The organism is Mesobacillus campisalis (genome assembly GCF_000986785.1).
Classification (GTDB): Bacteria; Bacillota; Bacilli; order Bacillales; family Cytobacillaceae; genus Mesobacillus_B; species Mesobacillus_B campisalis.
In genome coordinates this window covers 48,721-68,007 of the sequence record NZ_LAYY01000011.1, presented here as the reverse complement: position 1 = coordinate 68,007, position 19,287 = coordinate 48,721, and the positions used below count along the sequence as shown (strand labels likewise).

The window sequence follows — 19,287 nt, the reverse complement described above, 5'->3', positions numbered from 1 at the left end:
CTTCATCACCTTGGATATTATGTTTTGGAAGCACTTTCTCAGTTTACGACTTAAACGCAATTTTGTAAAACGTTATTTTTACAATTGTAAAACCAAGTTTATTGTGAATTGTTTTACGATTTCAAAAAAGCCTATTCCCATACGGGAATAGGCTTAAGGGGTAATGATAAGAAAAGAAAGTTTGTTTTTACTTGGCTGGTATAGGAACGATTTTTCCTTCTTCTACCGCGCCTACAACCAATTCGGCTTCAAAGCCTCCATCATCTCCAATGGCAGGGATGTCATAGATTTTCTTGTCATCAGCAAGATTATCAAGGCCATCCTGCATATGGTCACGGATTTTATGAGGATCATCGACGGACTTGGCCGCTTTCATGGCTTCCACAAATACATGCATTCCAATATAATTCAAGCCTGCTTCAGATCCTGGGTCTTCTCCGTATTTCTCATTATAGCGCTTTACGAAATCAGGAACAGCCGCCTCGTCGGAATCAACAAGAGGCATGACCCCGATTGAACCTTCGAGCAATTCATATGTGCCTGTCACACGCTTCATTTCATCAAGCTTTGCCTGGTCCATGATGATGAAACCGCCCTCAAAGCCCAGTTCACGCGCCTGTTTGGCCACCTTGGCTGTAGGTTCTGAAGCTCCGCCAATGAACAATACATCCGGCTTTTCTTTCAAAGCATTGGTGATGATCGTAAAGAAGTCAGTATCCTTAGTGAAATCGATGGAAGTGTTATAGACTATTTCACCGCCCTGCTCCTCCCAGTATGGCTCAAGCTTTTCGGCCCAGTCTTTTCCGTATTGGGACGCAGTTGGCAGGAAGGCGATTTTTTTGCCGAAGCGCTCCATTGAATATTTGGTGAACGGAGCCAGGTAACCATCGTACCGCGGCGGGATCCTAACAGTCAGTTCGTTTCCGGACTCGGTGATTTTTGGCTCGCTCGTATAGGCGCCAATGAGGAAATTATCCTGCTGGTTGAAGACCTGCATTGCAAATACACCGCCGCTGTGCGGAGTAAAGACGATTGGTGTCTTATGCTCCTGAAGCAAACGTTTTGCATTTGATCCAGCTTCATTTGGCAAATACTTGTCGTCGAGAGAAACAATGTTCAATTTGTATTTCTTCCCGTCAATTTCAAAACCGCCAGCTTCATTCACTTCTTCGGCAGCCATTTTAATGCCGTTCAAAGTACGTTCCCCATAGAATGCTGCCGGTCCGCTTAGCGGTCCTGTATAGCCAATATTCACGCTCTCAGCGTCTCCCGATCCAGTATCCTGCCCTTTAGTTTCCCCGCCGGAGGCCGGCTCTTTTGTTCCACCGCCGCTGCATGCGGCCAACAGGAGCATGAATGCCATCAGCATGACTGCTGCAAATTGAAACTTACCTTTCCTCATTTCGTTTCCCCCTAGTTTTTTATTGTCATAGTAAAATAGCTTAGGTAAGCGGGTCTTCAACTTCCCCCTGACCACCTCCTTTCCTGGACAGAAGGCACCCTACGCTCCAATATAAGCCTTTCTGACCTCATCATTCGTAAACAGTTCCTCTGATGTTCCTTCGACCACCACTGCCCCACTTTCAAACACATACCCTTTTGTCGCGATTTTCAGGGCAGCGTTGGCATTCTGTTCAGCCAGCAGGATGGTTGTTCCTTCCTTGTTGATTTGCTGGATGACTTCAAACATTTGTTCCACAATCAAGGGGGCCAGCCCGATCGAAGGCTCATCAAGCATCATCAGCTTCGGCTTGGCCATTAATGCGCGGCCAATCGCCACCATTTGCTGCTGTCCTCCGCTCAGGGACCCTGCCGGATCGTCTTTTTTCTCTTCAAGAATCGGAAACAGCTCGAAAACATGCTCCAACGTTTTTTTGATTTGGTCACGGTGCCTGCGATGGACATATCCGCCCATTTTCAAGTTTTCAAGAACGCTCATCGCCGGAAACAGCTTTCTTCCTTCCGCACATTGAGCGATCCCAGCCTTCACAATCCGGTCAGGCGACATCTTATCGATCCGGCTGCCTTCAAAGATTACTTCTCCCTGGAACGGACGGTTCAGGCCGCTCACTGTATTAAATGTTGTACTTTTACCAGCACCATTGGCCCCCAGCAGAACAACAATCTCGCCTTCTTCCACTTCGATATTGATATCGCGGATTGCTGTGAAACTGCCATACTTCACACTAACATTGTTAATTTTAAGCAATCGCGCTTCCCCCCAGATAAGCTTTTATGACCATTTCATTATTCCGGATCTCTTTCGGGGTACCTTCGGCAATTTTTTCGCCGTAGTTCAGCACCATAATTTTATCTGCCAGCTTCATGATCATCTGCATCTTGTGCTCGATCAGGCAAACCGTAATTCCTGCTGACACCATTTTCTCCATTAGCGCAGCAAGCCCCTCGGTTTCATCCGGATTGACTCCTGCTGCCGGTTCATCAAGAAACACAATCTCGGGATCGGTAGCCAGGGCGAGGGCAAAAGCGACACGCTTTTTTTCTTCCTGGGACATGCTGCCTGCCAATTTATAGGCTGCGCTGGTCAATCCTACAAACTCTAGAACCTCTATCGCCTTTTCCCTGCATTGCTTTTCTTCCGCTTTCAAACGCTTGGTTCTGAAGATGGCATCCACGAGATTTGATTTTGTCCTAAGCCGGTGGCCAACGATTACATTATCCAGGACGGTAGCCTGGTCAAAAAGATTGGTAGTCTGAAAGGTACGGGCCACTCCCAGTTCAGCAATCTTGTTGGAAGGAAGCCTGGTAATATCTTTCCCCTTAAAAATCACCTGCCCGGAACTTGGAGGATGAAAGCCGCTTATCAGGTTAAAGAAGGTCGACTTTCCTGCTCCATTAGGACCGATGATCGCATTGATTTTTCCTTTTTCGATTGAAAAATCAACATCATTGACAGCAACGAGGCCGCCGAATTTCTTTGTTAAATTCTTCGTCTCCAAGAACATGCGTCTTCCCCCTTACCTGTTTTCGTTTGAAGCCGCTGTGGCGGCGACACTTTTTTTTGCCATGACCAGCTGCTCTTCCCGGGCTTGTTTCTTTTGTTTCCGTTTCATCAGGGATTCGGCAATTCCGCCGACTATGCCTCTTGGATAAAAGATAACCAGCAGGGTCAGGACCGGCCCGAAAATAAGCATTCTGTAATCCTGCAAAAATTGCAGCTGCTGCGAAACCCAGACAATGAGAACAGTACCGACGATCGGCCCCGAAAGCGTTCCAATACCGCCTACAAGCAAATACGTCAGCAAATCAAACGTTATCGAAATATAACCGATATCCGGTCCGATAAACCGGATAAAGGATGCGTACAATGCACCGGAAAGACCAGCGAAAAAGGTAGAAATGACGAATACCAGCAGTTTGTTTTTCATGGTCGAAATTCCGATTGTCTGCGCCAAATCCTCACTGTTGCGGATTGCGATAAATGTCCTTCCTGTCAGCGAGTGGACAATACGGTACATAACCAAAACCGTCAAAAGCAAGAAGAAAAGCACTAAATAGTAATTCGATACAGGGGTTGTAAATTCAATCGGCCCGATATTACCTGGTCCGGGAATTCCAATCAGGCCCCTGATTCCGCCTGTCAGGCTGTCCCACTTATCAATTACCAGATAAATGATATAACCCACACAGAGTGTATAGATGGCAAAGAAATGCTCCTTTGTCCTTAAAGAGATAAGTCCGATAACCAACCCCAGTACGCTGGTGATGATGAGAGCAAGAATAAAAGCCACCCAGTAATTCAGCTGTGCTTTCGTGGTCAACAGCGAAAGGGCATAAGCACCTATGGCAAAAAAGCCTGCATGCGCCAGAGACAGATAACCTGTATAACCTGCCAGAAGGTTCAATCCATAGACGCCAATCATCCAGATAAATGAAAGAGTCATGACATGGACGAAGTAAGTATTATTGGTAATGAAAGGGAATATGATTGCGAAAATAATCAGGGCCGCAATCACATTTCTTTGCTTAAAAAATGCAGCCATCAATGTCCCCCCCTTGCAAACAGCCCTTTTGGCCTGATCGTCAGGATAAGGACCAGCAGGACAAACGCAATCAGGTCTTTATAATCGTTGGAAATATAGGTAGCCCCCAGGCTTTCAGTAAAGCCAAGGATATACCCGCCGGCAATCGCTCCTGGTATGCTTCCCATGCCTCCCAGAATGATTATGACGAAGGCTTTGGTGATGACCAGATGCCCCATCCCTGGGAAAACGAGATTGATTGGGGCAGCAATCGAACAGGCAATCGCGGCCAATGCTCCGGAAATCAAAAATGTCAGCATTGCCACTCTATTCGTGTTAATCCCGACCAGATTTGCTCCCTCACGATTTTGTGACATGGCAATGATGGTCGCTCCGGTGTAGGTCTTCTTCAGGAAAACATAGAGGAAAATCATGACGACCACTGCAGCGATGATAATCAATAAACGCTGCATCGTCAGAGTGACTCCAGCTACATTAATAATCTGACCATAGGGGGAGGCCATTGTTTGGTATTCTGCACCCCAGATAAACTGAGCAAGTGCTTCAAGGAACAGCAGGATGCCAATGGCTGCGATTTTATCGTGGATGGGCGGCGCATGGCGCAATGGGTGAAACACAAGCCTTTCCATTAAAACGGCCAGAAGCCCGACCACAATGGCTGAAACAGCGATTGCCAGCCAGTAATGCATCCCCTGGCTGGTCATCATGGTCAGGGTAACATAGCCCCCCATCATATACAGGGCACCATGGGCGAAGTTAGGGATGTGCAAAATTCCATATACAAGAGTCAACCCAAGGGCGACCAGACTGTACACACTTCCGATTGTAAGGCCGTTAAATAGCTGCTGAATCAATATCTCCATTTTTCTCCCCCTTCAATAAATTGAGATGAATAAGTATCTATTAGACATTGCCGGCTTTTTCCCGCTCCTCTTCCTGAAGCCTGCGCCAGAGGATTTTACCACTGCTTGTCATCGGGAATTCACTTCTGAATTCTATTTCACGAGGATATTTATAAGCTGCCATATGCTGTTTTGCCCACTCGATAATTTCATCCTCGGAAATCCTGCCTTTATATTCTTCATTCAGGATAACAAATGCCTTTACCGATTCACCGCGCCGCGGGTCAGGCACTCCAACCACGCACGCTTGTTGAATGGCCGGATGTTTATAAAGATAAGATTCGATTTCTGTAGGCCAGACTTTAAAGCCGGAAGCATTGATCATTCGTTTAACCCGGTCAACAATGAAGAAATACCCTTCATCATCAAATCGTCCGATATCCCCAGTCCGGAAAAACCTTTTTCCGTCTATTTCTAGGAACGATTGGCGATTTTCATCATCCCTGTTATAGTAGCCGACCATTACCTGCGGGCCGCAAACAATGATTTCTCCTACTTCGCCGACTCCAAGTTCCCTTCCGGTTGCCGGCTCAATGATTCTGGCATCCACATCAAATGAAGGGATCCCCAGACACTGCATCTTTGGTCTGTCAGGCGGGTTAAAATGAGTCTGGGCAATCGTTTCGGAAAGCCCGTATCCTTCTACAAACCGCAGGCCAGTCAATTGATGCAGCCTTTCGCCAACGGCCTCCGGTAGTGCGGCTCCCCCGCCGGAAATGGACTGGAGCGAGGCGATATCTTCTTTTTTAAGATTTGGGTTGGCAAGGAAATCGACAATCATGGTCGCAATCGCGACCCAGTGTGTGCACTGATTTTTTTTGATCAGCTCCACGGCTGCGTCCCTGCTCCAGCGGGTCATAATGGCCATTGTTCCGCCGGAATATATCGGCATGTGCATGCTGTGGACCATACCGGTAACATGGAAAAGCGGCAGGGACATGAGATGGACAGCATTTGGAGTTGCGCTTGACCAATGATTGGCCCCAACGGTATTGGCCTGGACCGTCCGGTTTGTATGCATGCAGCCTTTTGGAAGCCCTGTCGTACCGGAAGTATACGGCAGGACAGCCAGGTCATCGGCTTTTGCGCTATGTACTGCCGGTTTAAGATTTGCTTCAAGCGCTTGTTTCCACAAATGATGGCCAGGCTCCTGGATATCAATTCGCGGTTCTTGAGCTTCGGGAGGCATAACCCCTTCGAAATCATCACCGGTATAATCGGAGTAAGCCGCCAGTACCAGGTTTTCAAGGGTAGTGGATCCTAAGAGGGGTTTTACCTTTTGGTAGAGTTCCTGACCGGCAAGGCCTGTCTTGATTTCACCATCACGGATATAAAAGGATAATTCCTCAGCTGTCAGCATGGGATTAATGGGAACTACCACCGCACCAGCACGCAGGATTGCATAGAAACCAATCACAAATTGCGGTGAATTTTGCATAAACAGCAGTACCTTTTCTCCCTTTTCCACCCCAATATGCTGCAGATACCCCGCAAGTGCATTCACCTCATGGTCAAGCTGGCGGTATGTCATTGCACGGCCATAGTACAAAATTGCCTTATGTTCTGGATACCTGGCTGCACTGACCTGGAGGTTGTTATAGAGAGAGGTCTCAGGAACAGTCAAGGATTTAGCCAATTTAGGCCAGTGATCAAAGTGAAGTTTTAACATGCAAACATCTCTCCTTTTTTCAGTAATCGTTAGGCTGGATCACTTACTTCCGCAGCAAATCTGTTTTTTAGTTGTGCTGCAATATCCGATACCGCTTTTTTTCCATCCTCCACAAATTCAGTCATTCCAAGGAAGCCGTGGATCATTCCCGGATAGCATACATACACTACGGGAACGCCTGCATTTTTAAGCTTATTCGCATAATGTTCTCCGCCATCGGATAAAGGATCGAACTCCGCTGTCATAATATACGCGGGCGGAAGCTTTCCGACTGCCTCATCGGGAATCAGCATAGGTGCAGCCAGTGGATTCAGGGTATCCTCCGGACCGGCTAAATACTGTTCCCTGAACCAGGACATGGTTGACTTGTTCAAATAGTAGCCTTCTCCATATTTTTCGTAGGAATCGGTATAATCAAAACCGGTTGATGGATATAAAAGCAGCTGATGGGCTATTGTAAGCTCGTTGCGTTCATTTGCAAGGTAGCATACTGAGGCCGCCAAATTGCCCCCCGCACTGTCACCGCCCACAGCGATGCATTCCTTCCTGATGCCCAGCTCGTCTGCGTGATCATATGTCCACTTGGCAGCCAGGTAAGCATCCTCGACCGGCACAGGGAATCTGTTTTCCGGGGCAAGCCCATAATCGACTGAAATAACAAGGCAGCCAGATTCAACCGCAACAGTGTGGCACAAGGCATCATGGGTTTCAATGTTTCCAATCACCCATCCACCGCCATGATAATAGACCAATGCTCCAGCGGGATGACCCTCTGGCCTGTATAGCCGGATGGCAAGTTCTCCTTTGAACCCATCTATTTTCCTGTCTTCGGTTTTGGCCTGTACCTTGGCTTTTGCCATCAGTTTGGCTGAAGTTTCAAATGCCTTCCTGGCCTCATCGACACCTAATTCCTCCAATGGCGGAAGCCCTCGCGATTCCAGCATCTTTAAAAGAAATTGAACTTGCGGGTGCAGTCCCATGAATACTCCTCCTCGAATTGTAAACGCTGTCATTTTAGTAGTGTGAATATTGAGAAATCTATAAAGGCATGTTTGCTAGTCTTCAAAAAAATACTACAATGTGATTCCGGCCTTCTTAATGCTCTTCACCCCATTAAGGATAATATCTGTATAGATCCGGGCCAGTTCTTCTTCGTCAATGTTTCCCTCAGGATTGTACCAGTAATAACTCCAATTGGTGATTCCAAGAATTCCAAAGGTCAGCATATCCGGAGGAATGCTGCTTTTAAATTCTCCAAGGCTGATTCCGGTTTCAATCAGCTGCTGGTAGTTTTTACGGAACAGGTTGCGCTTGTTTGTAATCTCTTCAATATGCTTTTCACTCAAGTGCCTCATCTCCCGGAAAAATATACGGGCACTCTCCCTTTTTGTTCCAATATTGCTAATAACCATATGAATAATTCCGTACAATTTCTCTGTGCAGTCTTTATCTGTGTTCCTTAAAATATCCTCCTGCTGGGAGATTAAGTTTTCTATATAATCCAGATGAATGTCCCTGAGCAAATCTTGCTTGCTGCTAAAATAGTAATAAAATGTCCCCTTGGTCACATCCATCTTCTCGACGATGTCCTTTATCGAGGTGGCTGTGTACCCCTTTTTATCAAATAACTTGATACTTGTTTCAATAATTTTGTCCTTCATCGCCCAGTACCCCTTGCCCGCCACCCGCAAAGTCCCGGAACGGGAGGGGTATTCACAGCCAGAACCCTTCCCGTTCCATAGCCTTTACTGTTCATTTTCGATAATGGTTGCAATTCCCTGACCACCGCCAATGCAGGCTGTAATGAGGGCATATTTCCCGCCGGAACGCTTCAGTTCATAAACAGCTTTTGTAGTGATGATCGCGCCAGTTGCTCCAAGTGGATGGCCATGTGCAATCGCGCCGCCATTGACATTTACTTTTTCCAAGTCCATCTTCAGCTCGCGGTTGCAGGCAAGAACCTGTGCCGCAAATGCTTCATTTATTTCAATAATATCCATGTCCTCCAGGCTAAGTCCCGCCTGCCCCAATACCTTTTGGGTTGCGGGAACCGGTCCGATTCCCATGATGTTCGGATCAACACCGGCTATTGAATAAGCTTTCACAGCGGCCAATGGCTGGACACCGAGCTGTTCCGCCTTCTCACGCGACATTATGACTAACGCAGAAGCCGCATCATTCAATCCTGATGAACTGCCCGCCGTAACTGTCCCGCCTTTCAGGAATGCCGGCTGCAGCCTTGATAGGCCTTCGATTGTCGTTTCCGGCCTTGGATGCTCATCTGTTTGAAAGACGATTGGCTCCCCTTTTCTCATCGGAATGGTGATGGGCACGATTTGTTCCTCAAACCGCCCCTCTTCCATCGCTCTGGCCATACGCTGCTGGCTTTGCAGGGCAAACTGGTCTTGTTCTTCACGGGTAATATTATATTTTTCCGCCAGGTTTTCGGCTGTGATTCCCATTGGGGGATCGCCAATTTCCGATGGTGACAGCTGTGACTTCCTGAATTTCGGAGGAGCTGCGCTGTAGGCTTTTTCCGGCCGCTCCATAAGGTACGGTGCCCGGCTCATGCTTTCCGTTCCACCTGCAACATAAATGTCCCCATCACCGGCCTTTATTGCCATGGCAGCAATATTTACGGCATTGATGCCTGATCCGCACTGGCGGTCCACAGTCAAGCCAGGAATGTTGATGGAAAGCCCGGTTTGAAGGGCCGTAAGCCTGGCAATATTGCCACCCCCGCTTAAGACGTTCCCGAAAATCACATCATCTATTTGTTCCGGATCAACCCCTGCCCGTTTAACTGCTTCCTTGATTACCTCTGCGCCAAACACATGCGCTGGCACCGATGCAAGTGCGCCTCCTTGCCTGCCAATGGCTGTCCTTACTGCGGAGACAATTACTGCGTCCCTGTTCCTGCTCATTTCCCCATCCTCCTTTTGTTATAGAACCAAACCCGGTGGGCTTTTCCTACATTGCATTTGTGCCGCCGTCCACGACAATGATCTCACCTGTCATAAAATCGGAGGCTGGTGCCGCCAATAACAATGCAACACCCTTCAAATCATTTTCGGTTCCAAACTTCCTTAATGGAGTTCCTTCAAGGATGGCTTCTCCTCCCTTGTCTAGAAGCCCTTTGGACATTTTGGTGGGAAAGAATCCTGGAGCGATCGCATTCACATGAATACCTTTTGGGCCCCATTTTACGGCAAGGTCTTTCGTAAAGGTGACTACAGCTCCCTTGCTTGCATTGTAGCCGATTGCATTCATGAACTTTGGGTTGGACCCCTTTAATCCAGCAACTGAAGCAATATTGATGATCTTTCCGGATTGCTGTTCAATCATTACTTTTCCCACTGCCTGGGACATCAGGAAGGTGCCGGTCACATTGACATTCATGACTTTTTGCCAGGCTTCCAGCGGCATTTCTTCCGCGGGAGCTCCCCAGGAAGCGCCGCTGTTATTGACAAGGATATCGATGCGGCCAAACTTGTCCAGTGCCGCCTTAACCACTTTGTTTACGTCTTCGGGATTGGTAACATCACATTTCAAAGCGAGCGTTTCCACTCCTAGGCCTTTCAGCTTTTCGGCGACCTCCACACAGGCTTCCTCTTTACGGGAGCAGAGAACGACATTTGCTCCTGCTTCCGCAAACCCTTCTGCGATTTGCTCGCCAAGGCCTCTTCCGCCCCCAGTGATGACAGCGGTTTTACCTTTCAGGCTGAACAGTTCTTGTATATGCACGGCAGATTCCCCTTTTTATCGGTATTTTTTCAATTCATATCTTGCGATTGCACGGCGGTGGACTTCATCCGGCCCGTCAGCAAGCCTCAGCGTCCGAATGTTCGCCCAGCTGGCCGCCAATGGCGTGTCTTCGCTAACACCTGCCGCCCCAAATGCCTGGATGGCGCGGTCGATGACATTCAGTGCCATATTCGGAGCCACAACCTTGATCATGGCGATTTCCGATTTTGCTTCTTTATTTCCGACTGTATCCATCATGTAAGCTGCTTTTAATGTGAGCAGTCTCGCCTGTTCGATTTCAATTCTCGAATCGGCAATCCATTCCTGAATCACCCCTTGCTCTGCCAGCTTCTTGCCGAATGCTTCCCTGTTTTGCACACGCATGCATAACAGCTCAAGTGCCCGCTCTGCGGCCCCAATCGTCCTCATGCAGTGATGGATTCTGCCAGGACCGAGCCTTCCCTGTGCAATCGCAAAGCCCTTTCCTTCGCCCCAAAGCATGTTGGACGCCGGGACGCGGACATTGTCATATTCAATCTCCGCATGGCCATGGGGAGCATGGTCATATCCGAAAACCGGAAGGACTCGCTTGATCGTTACTCCAGGTGTATCCAGGGGAACAAGGATCATTGATTGCTGTTCATGTTTCGGGGCATTTGGGTCGTTTTTCCCCATCACAATCGCAATTTTGCAGCGAGGGTCTCCTGCACCCGAGGACCACCATTTGGTTCCATTGATGACATATTCATCACCGTCACGAATGATGCTTGCTTCGATATTTGTCGCATCAGAAGAGGCTACATCCGGCTCTGTCATTGAAAAGCAGGAACGAATTTCACCATTTAGCAGCGGCTTAAGCCATTTTTCCTTGTGCTCCTCCGTTCCATAGCGAACCAGCACTTCCATATTGCCGGTATCAGGTGCAGCGCAATTGAAAACTTCAGGAGCAATGCTTGAACGGCCCATGATTTCACAGAGGGGGGCATATTCCAGATTAGTCAGGCCTGCGCCCAGTTCGCTTTCAGGTAGGAAGAGGTTCCATAAACCGGCATCCTTTGCTTTTTGCTTCAGTTCTTCCATAATCGGCGGGACCATGGAAAAGCGATCTTTTGGATCCAGCTGTTCATAATACAGTTTCTCGTTAGGATAAACATATTCATCCATGAATTGGGTTAATTTCTGTTGGAGCTCCTGCACTTTATCTGAATAAGTAAAGTTCATATTCATCACTCCTAAGCAATTTTCTGCCAACCTACTAACTAGTCGGTATGTATTTACCAACCATAATATACAAAACTTTCTCAATATTCAACAAATATTTCGAGTTTACTCTGAGTAAATTTTTAAACACTTACCGATTCAACCGAAAACCATTCTATTAAAAAAATAATTTATCTTCAGTTCACTTTATTTATTCGATGACCGGATGATTTTATAGATTCCGGATCCTTTGGCAATCAAAACATCCTGCTCGTCATGGATTGCCGACTCAACCGCTGCCGTTTTGTAGCCAAGCATGTTGATTCTCGCTCTTGCTGAAACAACGCCCGAGCTTATTGCGGAAAGGTACTGTACATTTAAATTCATTACGGCAACATTCGATTGGCAGACTTCCTTGAGTGCCAAAGACTGAATGGTATCAAGCATGGATGCATGAACTCCGCCGTGAAGCGTCTTGTTGGTATTAAGATGCTTTAAATCAATTGAAAGCTTTATTACAATATCTTTGTTGTCCTGCTTTTCTATTTCAAATCCTAAGTGATCCAGAAATGGATTTTTTGTGAAACAAGTATTTTTTTGCTGTGTTGCCGACATCAAGCCGCCTCCCTACCCGGCCTCCATTTCTTTATCAATAGAAATAGAGCTGCTTTTCGGATTGGTTTTGAATGTTCCGGTTGCTTTTGCGACCGTTTTACGATTTTGGTCATAAATAACCCCGTCAGCTGTCACATACTTGCCATCCCCAAAAAGAATGGATGTTTCGGCGATGTATGTTTGCTTGGGATCTAAATCAAAATAGCTTATATTTAAATTGATCGTGACCGCAAAGGAACTGGTAGCTTTCGAGATTGCAGCACCCATGACAATATCCAGCATGGTTGCAAAAACTCCAGGATGCACGGTCCCATCTTCCTGAAGCAAAAAGTGCTGCAGCGGGAGTTCCAGACGAAAGGAGTGCCCGCTGTCATCGTCTTCTCCTATAAAACCAAGATAGTCATAAAAAGAGGCCCCGCTTTCATTTGCTTCCACCCTAACCCTCCTATCTAGTGCATCTTCACCATTTTCCCCGTTGTTTTTTCCATTTCTTTTAGAATGCAATAAACAGCCTCCAGGACGGGGGTTTCAACCTTAAGGTCTTTGCCTTTTTTCACGATAAATCCGCAAATCGATTCAATTTCCATCAGTTTACCTTTCCGCTTATCCTGGAGCATGGAAGTTTCATGGTTTCGTCCCAATTCCCCTTGTGCCATAATCTCCTTCCAGGCATCTTCATCCAGCTGAATTCCCGCTCTTCTGGCAACAGCAATTGCTTCCCGGCATATACGCTCCGCCGTGCTACTAAGGCCGGCATCATCCAGTATCGTCCCCACCCTCGACTCAATAATGGCCGAAAGCGGATTGAACGTGACATTCCATAGAAGTTTTTTCCATTTTATGAGCATGATATTATTTGAAGTAACTGTCTCAATGCCAGCTGAGTTCAGCAGGCCTGCCGTTTTTAGTACCTGTTCATTTCCCGAAGAGTCGATTGCTCCAATAATCAGCCGCGGAGGAATTCCTATTTGCCTCACGACTCCTGGCTCCCTCAGCTGGGCCTGTATATAGGTAGCAGAGGATAATACACGGCCCTTCCCAAAATAGGTTGCCAATATTTCTTCATTGTCTACGCCATTCTGCAGTGTAAGGACAATTGCGTCCTCCTTTAAAACTGGCAGCAGGCGCATGGCGACTTCCCCGGTAGCCGTAGCCTTTACACAAAACAGGACAATATCGGCATCTGCCAATTCATCATAGGAGTCTGTAAAAATCCCAGACGCTGTAAAATCTCCCTGTTCACTTTCTATGGCAAGCCCGTCTGTCTTCAGCGTGGCCAGATTGGTTCCGCGGGCAAGGAAGACGACCTCGTTTCCCGCCCTGCTCAGACAGGCGCCAAAATAACCTCCTACTGCCCCCGTTCCGACAACGCCAACCCTCATTATGCTGCCTCCCCATTTTCTTTTACGTGCAGGTGGACATTCGTCAAAAGGCGAAGAAACGTCTTCGCCTTTTGATGTTCGTTTGCCAGTCAGTCGAGCAGATCTGGCTGTTCTTTTACAATTCTGTTCCACAAAGGCTGGAACTGGAACCAGCCTGCTTCTGTCGTACCTACCTGACTCCGAGTGGTTTCAGCATTGGCCGGATCAATCAGCACAGGTTTTCCGGATGCCTCTGCCAGCAGCTGTGCCTGGCACGAGCGTTCCATGGTAATAAACCACCATGCAGCTTCATCCACCGATTTGCCGACTGTCAGCAAGCCATGGTTCCGAAGGATGCAGGCTTTTTTATCGCCCAGGGCCACTCCAATTCGGCGGCCCTCCTCCACATCCAGAACCACACCGGTATAATCATCGAACAAAGAATGATCATCATAAAACGCGCAAGCATCCTGAGTGATCGGATCCAGCAGCCTTCCCAGCGAAGACCATGATTTCCCGTAAACGGAATGGGCATGGGCTGCCGCTACAACATCAGGCCGCGCAGCATGTACCTGCGAATGGATGGCAAACGCTGCCCGATTAACCGGAAGCTTCCCCTCTACCACAGCCCCTTCATGGTTGCACAGGATAAGATCGGATGCTTTAACTAAACTGAAATGGACACCGAAAGGATTCACCCAAAAATGATCCTTCCATTCAGGGTCCCTTGCCGTGATATGACCGGCTACTCCTTCATCAAACCCAAATTTGGAAAACAGCCGGAAGGCGGCCGCCAGCCTTTCCTTCAAATGCTGTCTTTCTTCTTCCACCGACTGGAATACTGGAGGCTTGAAGCTTAATTCCATTTTAACAGCCACGGTATCACCCTTTTGAATGAATTTCCCCTTCTGGGCCGGGGAACTGCCAGTTAATAGACTTTATATACAACCTCGCCCTTCAGGACAGGCTTCTGGTCCTGGTTCACGGCAAGGACCTCGAACGTCAGCCTATCATTTTGCCGATCCTTAAGCTCAGCCTTAAGAGTGATGACATCATTCAGGAAGACCATGCCGCGGAATCGAATGGAATACTCCTCTATGAAGCCTTCCTCATAGTAGGATGTGAAAAGCTTGGCGAGATTGCCCATTGTCCACATTCCATGGGCAATGATTCCAGGCAGGCCAGCATTTTTGGCTTCCTCATCAATCGTATGGATGGGGTTGAAATCCCCGGAAGCACCTGCATATTTAATCAGATCAATCCTTGAAACAGGTTCAAGCTGAATTTCTTTCAATGCATCCCCAACAAACAGCTCCGCAATCTTTGTCATACGTTTTGCACCTTCCTATAGGCTTCGGAAAGAATGACAACCGATTTGGAAGAAAAGATCAGATTGCCTTCCTGATCCTCGCCATTATTTTCAAGGACTATAAAGCCCATCTCGCCTAGAGCCCCTTTTTTCTCGTAATAGTCGCCAACCCTGGCATAACAATAGACATCTTCCCCAACCAGCAGCGGCCGTTCATAATGGTAGATTTGCTCTCCATGGATAAGGCCCTTGTTGGGCAGATGCAAACCCTCAATCACACCATAGTCAAATACCCTTGGGAATGTCGGGGGAGCGATATTGGCGCCGTAGCGGGATTTTCTCCCTGTTTCTTCATCAAGATAAATCGGGTGCATATCGCCGATGGCTTCAGCAAATTTTTTTACAGCCCCGCGTTCAACGGTATTCTTGACTTTGTTAGAGGTTTTACCAATCATTTCCTTGAACATCATTTAGCCTCCTCGCAAAAAATTAGGTTTTTGGGCCTCCAGCAACATAAATGACCTGACCGTTTACAAAAGACGATTTCTCGTCAGCGAAAAAGGCAACGGCATTCGCAATATCCTCTGGCTTTCCGCTTCTGCCGACCGGAATTTGCGATACACTTGCCTTGATCAGTTCCTCAAACGGAATGCCGATTCTTCGCGCTGTTTCTTTTGTCATATCGGTTTCAATAAATCCTGGGGCAACGGAGTTCGCCGTGATCCCATAGCGGCCGAGCTCAATCGCCAGTGTCTTGGTAAATCCCTGAAGGCCTGCCTTCGCAGTGGCATAGTTGGCCTGGCCTCTGTTGCCAAGAGCAGATGTAGAGGAAATATTGATAATCCGGCCATATTTATTTTCTACCATGTACTTCTGGGCAGCCCGAGCGGCCAGGAAGGAACCCTTCAGGTGAACATCCATGACTGTATCCCAGTCTTGGTCGGTCATTTTAAACAGCAGGTTGTCACGAATCACTCCTGCATTGTTTACGAGAATGTCAAGCGAACCGAGCGTATCATTGATTTCTTTTGCAACTTGATCAATCTGCTCTGCATCAGTTACGCTGGCAACCTTTGAATACACTTCCACACCTTTTTCCTTCAGCTCTGCTGTTGTCTGTTCGAGAGCCTGTGCATCAAGGTCGATGAAAGCCACCTTTGCTCCTTCCCGGGCAAACAGCTCCACAATTCCTTTTCCAATCCCCCTGCTTCCGCCTGTAACGAAAGCGACTTTCCCGGCAAATCTACCTGTCATGCTAAAACTCCTCCTCTAAAAATCTAGTAAACTCATCACCTCAAGAGATAGCGCTTACAATTCTATCTTAAATGTACTGGCCCAATTTTACATGGCCTTTGATTAAATTTCTGGAAATAATCAGTTTCTGAATCTCATCTGTGCCATCATAAATTCTCCAAAGCCTTGCTTCTCGGTACCAGCGCTCAAGCGGCAATTCCCTCGTATAACCCATTCCCCCGTGAATTTGCAGCGCCCGGTCAATGACCCGGTTGCCCATATTTGCGCCGTACAGCTTGGCAATCGATGCAAGATGGCGATTGTCTTCCCCCTTGTCAAGGGTGTATGCCGCATTCAGGACAAGCCATCGTGCCGCTTCAATTTCGACAGCTGAATCGGCGATCATCCATTGTATTGCCTGCCTTTCGGCAATCGGCTTGCCGAATGTCTCTCTTTCTTTTGCATAATCGATTGACATTTGCATGACTCTTTCAGCTGCACCCACAGCGCGTGCGCCTACGATCCATCTTGCAAAGCCTATCCACTCAAGCCCAAGATTATAGCCTTTGTGCAATTCCCCAAGGATGTTTTCCTCCGGAACACGTACATTGTCGAATACCAGCCCTGCAGGACCCCATTCTCCCATCGTATGTATATACTCTGACTTCCAGCCCATGTCCCGGTCAGCGATAAAGCAGGTAACGCCTTCACGGCCCCTTGTCGCCCGATGCCTTTCCTTGTCGGTGATGGCGATGACCATTACAAAATCGGCTTCATTTCCGCCTGTTATGAAAGTTTTCTCGCCATTAAGCACCCATTCATTGCCATCTTTGACAGCCGTCATCTTAATATTTTGTGTATCGGAACCGGCACCCGGCTCGGTCATCGCAAAACATGATTTTTTGTCGCCATTAATGGTAGGGAGGAGATATTTTTGTTTTTGCTCTTCATTGGCATAATAAAGGATGTTGTCCGCCGATCCGCCAAAGGCAAAGGGAACAAAAGTCTTGGAAACTTCCATATATACCAGAGCCATCATCATTTGACCAAGATCTGCACCGCCATATTCCTCCGGAGTATTGATTCCCCAGAACCCGGCTTCCTTAGCTTTCAGCTGAAGCTCTTTTAATTTGCCGGGAGGAAGGCCAGGCTTTCCTTCTCGTTCATTTCGCAAAACATCGTTTTCAAGCGGCATTAGTTCCTTTTCCACGAAACGGCGAATTGTTTGCTGAACCATTTTTTGCTCATCTGTCAGGCGTAATTCCAACTTCCTCATCTCCATTCTTTTTCATTTTCTACCGCTAACTAAGGTATGCAGGCCCCCAAATTTTCCATACCAACCAGTTGGTATGTTCTCTTCTATTTTATTTTGAACTTTCAGAAAATACAAGCATTAAATGAATTAAATTCATAAATTCGGTCCAATCATTGGCACATTCACGTTGACAATACAAAAACCCCCTCAAAAAGAGGGGGTTACAGTCTAAACTTAATCTTCTACAACAACTTTTTCCATAACATCGCCATTCCTCATAGCTTTAGCTGCTTCCAAGCCGGATGTTACCTTGCCGAAAACGGTGTGAACACCATTCAGGTGCGGCTGCGGATCATGGACAATGAAGAATTGGCTTCCGCCTGTGTCCTTCCCAGCATGGGCCATTGAAAGAGCACCAGCTTCATGCTTATGCGGATTTCCTTCCGTCTCACATTTGATCGTATAGCCAGGGCCACCAGTCCCTGTTCCGTGCGGGCAGCCTCCCTGAGAAACAAAACCAGGGATAACCCGGTGGAAATTCAATCCATTGTAGAATCCTTCATTTGCTAGTTTTTCAAAGTTGGCAACAGTTCCAGGGGCTTCGTTTGGATATAGTTCGAATTCAATTTTTTCCCCGTTTTGCATTTGTATGTATCCTTTTTTAGCCATATTCAACATCTCCTTATTTTAAAATCAAAAACATCATACCATTTTTCAGGCTGGAAATAAAAGTGCGGCGCTCTTTTCGAATCCTTCTGTTTAAATATCCAGTGGAGTGGTATAATAAAAGGGCTCCTTCCGAACATTCGCTTGTTGCGGGACACTTAACCACTGTACGGACGGAAGGAGCCCTGCACTGCAGGAAAATTAAACATTAATCCTGTCCAGAGGCTTTGCCTCTGGTTTTTATTTTGAGCTCTGACAGCTCGCTGTATATCGCAACAATGTCCGCAAGCTTCATCCGCACCAACCCACTTGAGGATGGGGCCACAAAATCGATAGTCCCTGGTACCACCGATTCTTCCTGCCTTCCCCAACCTACATTTTTTCTACCGCTATATTCCTGATAGACACCCTTCCCAACAAAGCAGGCAATTTTGGGGTTATAGAATCCGATTTTGCTTTTCAATTCTTCTCTTCCCTGCTTATATTCTTCCTTTGTGATTTCATCGGCTGCCTTTGTCGGACGAGAAACAATATTTGTCAGACCATATCCAATTTCCAAAAGCCTGGCATCCTCAGCTGCTTCATATTTACGGGGAGTCAGTCCTGATTCAAACAATATTTTCCAAAAGCGGTTATTGGGATTGGCATAATGGTGACCAGTTTCCCCAGAACGAATGCTTGGATTGAACCCAATGAAAACAATATCAAGACCCTGCTGTAAATGATCTCCAATTACCTGCATCTTAACACCACCATCCATTTTTCTGCCTGCTTGTATTTTAAGCCAATGGGCACCTCATTGCCACCGATAGAAATCCTTATTTCCTTTTTCGTTAATGCACGAAAACAGGCTTAATTTCCAGCGGAAAGGATATGATAACAACAAGAAAAGGAGGAGATTCTAATGACAATGAGAAAAGAGGATGAAAAGGCGCTAAATAGATTTACCAGCACAGATGATGATCACAGCATGGTGTGCCATGAAGGACTGTTTTATGAAGGTCTGCGGGCGGCCATCGATGATATGGAACAGGATGATCCCGAGGAAAAATAAAAGGATGCCCCGTTGCAGGCATCCTGAATGTTGTATGGTTAATCAATATAACTCTCTTCCGCTCCTTCTTCCCTGCTTAAATACCAATCCTTCACTTGAGTAAGAATGGAAAACAAGAGGAAGAAGTTCATTGCCCAGACGCTGATAAATGGTGAGATGCCGCCAAAATCAATCGTCTGATAGCCCTTGAACTGCATGACAATGTAGGATTCAATAAACACCAGAATAAAACCGCCTACACCTGCAAAAGACATCCGTACCATTCTCTACGCCCC

General features: G+C 47.1%; 23 protein-coding genes. 1 reads left to right on the top strand and 22 read right to left on the bottom strand.

Translation table 11 applies throughout. From position 1 onward, the window contains the following. Positions 1–187: 187 nt before the first annotated feature. The 21 genes from WQ57_RS11715 to WQ57_RS11615 form a co-directional block, all read right to left on the bottom strand. A complete protein-coding gene (locus tag WQ57_RS11715) occupies positions 188–1,402 on the bottom strand; it encodes an ABC transporter substrate-binding protein (protein WP_046523959.1) in 1,215 nt (404 codons plus the stop codon). Between the two features lie 99 nt (positions 1,403–1,501). Next, positions 1,502–2,209, bottom strand: coding sequence for an ABC transporter ATP-binding protein (locus WQ57_RS11710; RefSeq protein WP_046523958.1), 708 nt, complete (start codon positions 2,207–2,209; stop codon positions 1,502–1,504). After that, positions 2,202–2,966 carry an ABC transporter ATP-binding protein gene (locus WQ57_RS11705; RefSeq protein ID WP_046523957.1) on the bottom strand — a complete coding sequence of 255 codons (765 nt, stop codon included), beginning with the start codon at positions 2,964–2,966 and terminating at the stop codon, positions 2,202–2,204. The genes WQ57_RS11710 and WQ57_RS11705 overlap by 8 nt, the downstream gene beginning before the upstream one ends. Before the next feature lie 12 nt (positions 2,967–2,978). Next, positions 2,979–4,004 carry a branched-chain amino acid ABC transporter permease gene (locus WQ57_RS11700; protein WP_046523956.1) on the bottom strand — a complete coding sequence of 342 codons (1,026 nt, stop codon included), beginning with the start codon at positions 4,002–4,004 and terminating at the stop codon, positions 2,979–2,981. Then, complete coding sequence (locus WQ57_RS11695; protein ID WP_046523955.1) at positions 4,004–4,867, bottom strand: branched-chain amino acid ABC transporter permease; 864 nt, start codon at positions 4,865–4,867, stop codon at positions 4,004–4,006. The genes WQ57_RS11700 and WQ57_RS11695 overlap by 1 nt, the downstream gene beginning before the upstream one ends. Before the next feature lie 40 nt (positions 4,868–4,907). Further along, complete coding sequence (locus WQ57_RS11690) at positions 4,908–6,575, bottom strand: long-chain fatty acid--CoA ligase (RefSeq protein ID WP_046523954.1); 1,668 nt, start codon at positions 6,573–6,575, stop codon at positions 4,908–4,910. Between the two features lie 29 nt (positions 6,576–6,604). Then, on the bottom strand, positions 6,605–7,555 hold the full coding sequence (locus WQ57_RS11685) for an alpha/beta hydrolase (protein ID WP_046523953.1): 951 nt from the start codon (positions 7,553–7,555) through the stop codon (positions 6,605–6,607). A gap of 93 nt (positions 7,556–7,648) precedes the next feature. Then, positions 7,649–8,236: a TetR/AcrR family transcriptional regulator gene (locus WQ57_RS11680; protein ID WP_046523952.1), complete on the bottom strand. Its 588-nt coding sequence runs from the start codon at positions 8,234–8,236 to the stop codon at positions 7,649–7,651. An 84-nt stretch (positions 8,237–8,320) separates the two neighbouring features. After that, positions 8,321–9,499, bottom strand: a complete 1,179-nt coding sequence (locus WQ57_RS11675; protein ID WP_046523951.1) for a thiolase family protein — start codon at positions 9,497–9,499, stop codon at positions 8,321–8,323. Between the two features lie 46 nt (positions 9,500–9,545). After that, entirely contained in the window at positions 9,546–10,319 is a 774-nt protein-coding gene (locus WQ57_RS11670; RefSeq protein ID WP_046523950.1) for an SDR family oxidoreductase, read from the bottom strand. A gap of 15 nt (positions 10,320–10,334) precedes the next feature. Then, the gene (locus WQ57_RS11665; protein WP_046523949.1) at positions 10,335–11,540 is read right to left on the bottom strand and encodes an acyl-CoA dehydrogenase; all 1,206 of its coding nucleotides are present in this window, start codon (positions 11,538–11,540) and stop codon (positions 10,335–10,337) included. 186 nt (positions 11,541–11,726) lie between these two features. Then, complete coding sequence (locus WQ57_RS11660; RefSeq protein ID WP_046523948.1) at positions 11,727–12,134, bottom strand: PaaI family thioesterase; 408 nt, start codon at positions 12,132–12,134, stop codon at positions 11,727–11,729. A gap of 12 nt (positions 12,135–12,146) precedes the next feature. Further along, entirely contained in the window at positions 12,147–12,569 is a 423-nt protein-coding gene (locus WQ57_RS11655; protein WP_052948731.1) for a PaaI family thioesterase, read from the bottom strand. A 14-nt stretch (positions 12,570–12,583) separates the two neighbouring features. Beyond that, positions 12,584–13,516, bottom strand: a complete 933-nt coding sequence (locus WQ57_RS11650) for a ketopantoate reductase family protein (RefSeq protein ID WP_046523947.1) — start codon at positions 13,514–13,516, stop codon at positions 12,584–12,586. An 89-nt stretch (positions 13,517–13,605) separates the two neighbouring features. Then, entirely contained in the window at positions 13,606–14,373 is a 768-nt protein-coding gene (locus WQ57_RS11645) for a class II aldolase/adducin family protein (protein ID WP_241481521.1), read from the bottom strand. 50 nt (positions 14,374–14,423) lie between these two features. After that, the gene (locus WQ57_RS11640; RefSeq protein ID WP_046523946.1) at positions 14,424–14,825 is read right to left on the bottom strand and encodes a MaoC/PaaZ C-terminal domain-containing protein; all 402 of its coding nucleotides are present in this window, start codon (positions 14,823–14,825) and stop codon (positions 14,424–14,426) included. Then, a complete protein-coding gene (locus tag WQ57_RS11635) occupies positions 14,822–15,271 on the bottom strand; it encodes a MaoC family dehydratase N-terminal domain-containing protein (RefSeq protein ID WP_046523945.1) in 450 nt (149 codons plus the stop codon). Before WQ57_RS11635 ends, WQ57_RS11640 begins: the two co-directional genes overlap by 4 nt. A 22-nt stretch (positions 15,272–15,293) precedes the next feature. Then, complete coding sequence (fabG, locus tag WQ57_RS11630) at positions 15,294–16,058, bottom strand: 3-oxoacyl-ACP reductase FabG (protein ID WP_046523944.1); 765 nt, start codon at positions 16,056–16,058, stop codon at positions 15,294–15,296. 67 nt (positions 16,059–16,125) lie between these two features. Beyond that, positions 16,126–17,304, bottom strand: coding sequence for an acyl-CoA dehydrogenase family protein (locus WQ57_RS11625; RefSeq protein ID WP_046523943.1), 1,179 nt, complete (start codon positions 17,302–17,304; stop codon positions 16,126–16,128). 222 nt (positions 17,305–17,526) lie between these two features. Next, positions 17,527–17,961 (bottom strand): peptidylprolyl isomerase, encoded by a 435-nt coding sequence (locus WQ57_RS11620; protein ID WP_046523942.1) that lies wholly within the window; start codon positions 17,959–17,961, stop codon positions 17,527–17,529. 205 nt (positions 17,962–18,166) lie between these two features. Further along, positions 18,167–18,700, bottom strand: a complete 534-nt coding sequence (locus WQ57_RS11615; RefSeq protein ID WP_046523941.1) for a mismatch-specific DNA-glycosylase — start codon at positions 18,698–18,700, stop codon at positions 18,167–18,169. 162 nt (positions 18,701–18,862) lie between these two features. On the opposite strand from WQ57_RS11615, the gene WQ57_RS26635 reads away from it, so the two are divergent. Further along, positions 18,863–19,012: a hypothetical protein gene (locus WQ57_RS26635; RefSeq protein ID WP_156183119.1), complete on the top strand. Its 150-nt coding sequence runs from the start codon at positions 18,863–18,865 to the stop codon at positions 19,010–19,012. A 38-nt stretch (positions 19,013–19,050) separates the two neighbouring features. On the opposite strand, the gene WQ57_RS11610 is transcribed toward WQ57_RS26635, so the two are convergent. After that, positions 19,051–19,275, bottom strand: a complete 225-nt coding sequence (locus WQ57_RS11610) for a hypothetical protein (protein ID WP_046523940.1) — start codon at positions 19,273–19,275, stop codon at positions 19,051–19,053. Positions 19,276–19,287 lie beyond the last annotated feature (12 nt).

Bases quoted from the DNA above. Each gene is read 5' to 3' on its own strand.
- WQ57_RS11715 (WP_046523959.1), bottom strand. From the start codon at position 1,402: ATGAGGAAAGGTAAGTTTCAATTTGCAGCAGTCATGCTGATGGCATTC.
- WQ57_RS11705 (WP_046523957.1), bottom strand. From the start codon at position 2,966: ATGTTCTTGGAGACGAAGAATTTAACAAAGAAATTCGGCGGCCTCGTT.
- WQ57_RS11700 (WP_046523956.1), bottom strand. From the start codon at position 4,004: ATGGCTGCATTTTTTAAGCAAAGAAATGTGATTGCGGCCCTGATTATT.
- WQ57_RS11695 (WP_046523955.1), bottom strand. From the start codon at position 4,867: ATGGAGATATTGATTCAGCAGCTATTTAACGGCCTTACAATCGGAAGT.
- WQ57_RS11690 (WP_046523954.1), bottom strand. From the start codon at position 6,575: ATGTTAAAACTTCACTTTGATCACTGGCCTAAATTGGCTAAATCCTTG.
- WQ57_RS11685 (WP_046523953.1), bottom strand. From the start codon at position 7,555: ATGGGACTGCACCCGCAAGTTCAATTTCTTTTAAAGATGCTGGAATCG.
- WQ57_RS11680 (WP_046523952.1), bottom strand. From the start codon at position 8,236: ATGAAGGACAAAATTATTGAAACAAGTATCAAGTTATTTGATAAAAAG.
- WQ57_RS11675 (WP_046523951.1), bottom strand. From the start codon at position 9,499: ATGAGCAGGAACAGGGACGCAGTAATTGTCTCCGCAGTAAGGACAGCC.
- WQ57_RS11665 (WP_046523949.1), bottom strand. From the start codon at position 11,540: ATGAACTTTACTTATTCAGATAAAGTGCAGGAGCTCCAACAGAAATTA.
- WQ57_RS11660 (WP_046523948.1), bottom strand. From the start codon at position 12,134: ATGTCGGCAACACAGCAAAAAAATACTTGTTTCACAAAAAATCCATTT.
- WQ57_RS11650 (WP_046523947.1), bottom strand. From the start codon at position 13,516: ATGAGGGTTGGCGTTGTCGGAACGGGGGCAGTAGGAGGTTATTTTGGC.
- WQ57_RS11640 (WP_046523946.1), bottom strand. From the start codon at position 14,825: ATGACAAAGATTGCGGAGCTGTTTGTTGGGGATGCATTGAAAGAAATT.
- WQ57_RS11635 (WP_046523945.1), bottom strand. From the start codon at position 15,271: ATGTTCAAGGAAATGATTGGTAAAACCTCTAACAAAGTCAAGAATACC.
- fabG (WP_046523944.1), bottom strand. From the start codon at position 16,058: ATGACAGGTAGATTTGCCGGGAAAGTCGCTTTCGTTACAGGCGGAAGC.
- WQ57_RS11620 (WP_046523942.1), bottom strand. From the start codon at position 17,961: ATGGCTAAAAAAGGATACATACAAATGCAAAACGGGGAAAAAATTGAA.
- WQ57_RS11615 (WP_046523941.1), bottom strand. From the start codon at position 18,700: ATGCAGGTAATTGGAGATCATTTACAGCAGGGTCTTGATATTGTTTTC.
- WQ57_RS26635 (WP_156183119.1), top strand. From the start codon at position 18,863: ATGACAATGAGAAAAGAGGATGAAAAGGCGCTAAATAGATTTACCAGC.
- WQ57_RS11610 (WP_046523940.1), bottom strand. From the start codon at position 19,275: ATGGTACGGATGTCTTTTGCAGGTGTAGGCGGTTTTATTCTGGTGTTT.